We start from the raw sequence: 4,024 nt of genomic DNA, 5'->3' as shown, positions 1-4,024 counted from the left end.
TGAAAAGGTGGTGCGGAACGTCCTGCGGGCCCGTTTCCTGCGGCCTGGGGTGAGGCCCTACCAGACGGAAAATATCTATGCCCCGTTTACCCAGCGGGGCGCTGTGCGAAAGGAGGATGCGATTGCAAAAAGCAAAAAGCCCAAAGCGCGGCCCCGGAAAGGCCGCTAACCGGAAAACTGCGTTGTCTGCCCAGCAGACGATCCCTTATCTGGTGATGCACCCGGACGGGGTGTGCCAGCTCCCCGGTGGGCTCTACACGAAAACCGTGGAATATGAGGACATCAATTATTCCGTGGCTTCTACCGAGGATCAGACGGCGATTTTCGGTGGGTGGAGCTCGTTCCTCAATTACTTTGACAGCTCCCTGCCGTTCCAGCTCTCCTTTATCAACCGCCGCTCTCGTTCCCGGAGCAAGTACAAGGTTAATATTCCCCCGGCACAGGATGACTTTGACAGCATCCGGGCCGAGTTCACAAGTATGCTGAAAAATCAGATTGCCAAAAGCAACAACGGCATCGAGCGGTCTAAATACATCACGTTTGGCCTGCCCGCCGAGGGGATCGCGGAGGCCCGGCCCCGCCTGGAACGGGTGGAGGCCGATGTGACAGGCAATCTGAAACGGCTGGGCGTTCCCTCTGCTCCGATGGATGGGCAGGAACGGCTGGCGCTGCTTCACAGTCAGATGCACCCCGGCAGCCGGGAGCCGTTCCGCTTCTCCTGGCAGGACATTCCCCGGACGGGCATGGGGACAAAGGACTTTATCGCCCCGGACAGCTTCGACTTCCGGCAATCCCGGACGTTCCGGGTGGGCCAGTATTGGGGCGCTGCGTCCTACTTGCAGATTTTGGCGTCCGAGCTCTCTGACAAGCTCCTGGCGGAAATCTTGGAGCTGGATGCGGAAATGACCGTTACCATGCACATTCAGACGGTGGATCAGCTCAAAGCCATTAAGACCATCAAGGGAAAGCTCTCCGACATCGGCAAAATGAAAGTGGAGGAACAGCGCAAGGCGGTGCGGGCCGGGTACGATCCCGACATTCTACCCCCTGACCTGATCACATTCAGTAAGGACGCGGCGGAGCTCCTGGCCGATCTCCAGTCCCGGAACGAGCGAATGTTCCTCTTGACGTTCACGGTCATCAATATCGCCCCCACCCGGCAGCGGCTGGAAAACGATGTGTTTACCGTGGGCGGTATCGCGCAGAAATATAACTGCGCCTTGAAGCGGCTGGACTGGCAGCAGGAGCAGGCGTTTGTGTCCTCGCTGGCCCTGGGCTATAACGAGGTGGAAATTCAGCGGGGTATGACAACCAGCTCCACGGCGATTTTCATTCCCTTTATGACCAGGGAGCTCCGCATGGCCGGGCCGTCCCTCTACTACGGCATGAACGCCCTTTCCCATAACGTCATCATGGCTGACCGCAAAAAACTGAAATCGGCCAACGGGCTCTATCTTGGCTCCACGGGCTCCGGCAAATCCTTTGCCGCAAAGCGTGAGATCATCAATGTGTTTCTCACTATCCCAAAGGATCGCATTATCATTGTCGATCCGATGGGCGAATATGCCCCGCTGGTGCGGCGGCTGGGCGGCCAGGTGGTGGAGATCGCTCCCGGCTCTCCCAGCCATATCAACCCTATGGACATCCAGCTTGACCTGGACGATGACGAAAGCCCGCTTTCCATGAAAGCGGATTTTTTGTTGTCCCTGTGTGAGCTGGTGGTGGGCGGCAAGGACGGCTTGCAGCCCATCGAAAAAACCGTGATTGACCGCTGTGTGCGGCTGATCTACCGGGATATGGCCCTGGGGATCGGGGACGGCAAGCCGCCCTTGCTCCAGGACTTGTACGAGGAGCTTCTCAAACAGCCGGAGCCGGAGGCCCGCCGTGTGGCAACTGCCCTGGAGCTCTACTGCACCGGCTCCCTTAACCTGTTCAACCACCAGACCAACGTAAAGCTCACGTCCCATATCGTGTGCATCGTTCTCAAAGGGCTGGGAGAAAACCTCCGCAAGATCGCCATGCACGTTACCAACGACTTTGTAACTTCGGCGGTCAATGTGAATTTTCACAGCGGCGTTTCTACCTGGTGCTATTTTGATGAGTTCCATATCCTGCTCCGGGACGCGCTTACCGCCAGCTACTTTGTGGCCGTGTGGAAGATGCTGAGAAAGAAAGGCTGTGTCCCCTCGGCCCTGACGCAGAACGTCAAAGACCTTTTGGCCAGCCGGGAGATTGAGGCCATTCTGGACAACACGGATTTTATGATCCTGCTGTCCCAGGCCCAAAGTGACCGGGCTATTTTGGCAAAGCAGCTTGGCATTTCGGAGCACCAGCTCTCCTACATTACCCATAGCAATTCCGGCGAGGGCCTGCTGTTCTATGGGGATGTGACGATCCCCTTTGTGGATCGTTTCCCCCGTGGAGAGATTTACAATCTGCTGACTACCCGCCCGGAGGATTTGAAGAATGAAGCGAAAACCGAATAAGCCCAAACAGGAGCCCAGGGAGCGCCCCGGCTCCTGGGAGAGCGCCGCCGATCCTGGCGGGGCCGGGGCTGCGGACAGCGGCACTTCTGGACAAAGTGTCCACAAGTCGAAGTTCCGTCAAAAAAGCAAACAGGAGCAGGCCGCCGCGTCCAAGCTCCGCATGGAGGAGCGCGGGGAAAAGCTGGAACGGGCAAAGGATAAGCTGGCAAAACAGAAGCCACCCAAAAAGCCCGGCCCGGTGCGGCGGATAGGCCGGGCCGCTGGCGGGGCCGCCCACGGTTTTGTGCATGGCAAGATTTATGAGAATGAACAGGAAAACGTGGGTATCGAGGGTGCCCACCGCTCCGAGCTGGTGGGCGAGTCCGGCCTGCGGCATGGCAAGCGGTTTGTGCAAAAGAAAATCCGGCAGCACCCGGCAAAGGCTGTCCAGCGGGCCGAGTCCAAATATGTCAAGGCCACGGCAGACTATCATTTCCGCATGGCTGCCCAGGAGCACCCGGAAATGTCCGGCAACCCCGTTTCCCGGATGTGGCGCAAGCACCGCTTGAAAAAGCAGTATCAAAAGCGGGCGCGGGAGGCGGCAAAGACAGGAGCGACAAGCGCGGCCAAAAAGACCGCCGCTGCCACGGAAAAGGCCGGGGCGAAAATTGCGGGCTTTGTGAAGCGGCATCCTGTGGGGGTGCTGCTGGCTCTGGCCTGCCTGCTTTTGCTCTTTATGATGCAGTCCTGTTCTTCTTCCCTGGTGATGCTGGGAAATTCCGGCGCGGGGGCCGTGGGCGCTACCACCTACCCCTCGGAGGACGGGGAGATCCTGGCGGCAGAGGCGGCCTATTCCGGTATGGAGGCAGAACTGCAAAATTACCTGGATACCTATACCGCTACCCACAGCTATGACGAATACCATTTTGACCTGGACGAGATTGAGCACGATCCCTATGTGCTGATCTCTATCCTCTGTGCGCTTCACGAGGGAGAATGGACGGAGGACGAGGTGCAGGGCACCCTGGATACTCTCTTTGACCGCCAGTATATCCTGACGGAGCGCGTGGTACGGGAAACCCGGTATGACAGCGACGGCGATCCCTACTCCTGGTACATCTGTTATGTCACGCTGGAAAACAAAAACCTTTCCCATCTGCCCCTGGAAATGATGGGCGAGGAACAGATAGCCCGCTATTCCCTCTATATGTCCACCCTGGGGAACAGGCCCGATTTGTTTCCGGAGTCAGCCTATGTGGGGAAATACATCACAAACCCGCCTGCTGACTATGACGTGCCGGAGGAATATCTGGACGATGAAACCTTTGCGGCCATTTTGGGCGAGGCGGAGAAATATCTGGGCTATCCCTATGTGTGGGGCGGCAGCTCTCCGGCCACGTCCTTTGACTGCTCCGGCTTTGTGTCCTGGGTAATCAATCACTCCGGCTGGAATGTGGGCCGCCTGGGAGCCCAGGGGCTCTATAACATCTGCACCCCCACCAGCGCACCCCGCCCCGGCGATCTGGTGTTCTTTGTCGGCACCTATGACACGGCGGGCG

The 4,024-nt window shown here is 58.3% G+C and carries 2 protein-coding genes and 1 pseudogene; all 3 read left to right on the top strand.

Features of this window, described 5'->3' with window-relative positions:
* A pseudogene (locus EJL02_RS14520) lies at positions 1–169 on the top strand (PrgI family protein); the annotation flags it as partial.
* Positions 117–2,486 (top strand): VirB4-like conjugal transfer ATPase, CD1110 family, encoded by a 2,370-nt coding sequence (locus tag EJL02_RS13915; protein ID WP_442858029.1) that lies wholly within the window; start codon positions 117–119, stop codon positions 2,484–2,486. The pseudogene EJL02_RS14520 and the gene EJL02_RS13915, both read left to right, overlap by 53 nt.
* Positions 2,467–4,024 (top strand): C40 family peptidase (locus EJL02_RS13910; protein ID WP_125116951.1); only part of this gene is annotated, 1,558 nt, incomplete at its 3' end. The genes EJL02_RS13915 and EJL02_RS13910, both read left to right, overlap by 20 nt.

This window comes from Agathobaculum sp. Marseille-P7918 (genome assembly GCF_900625105.1).
Classification (GTDB): domain Bacteria; phylum Bacillota; class Clostridia; order Oscillospirales; family Butyricicoccaceae; genus Agathobaculum.
This window is presented reverse-complemented; position numbering and strand designations above follow the sequence as displayed.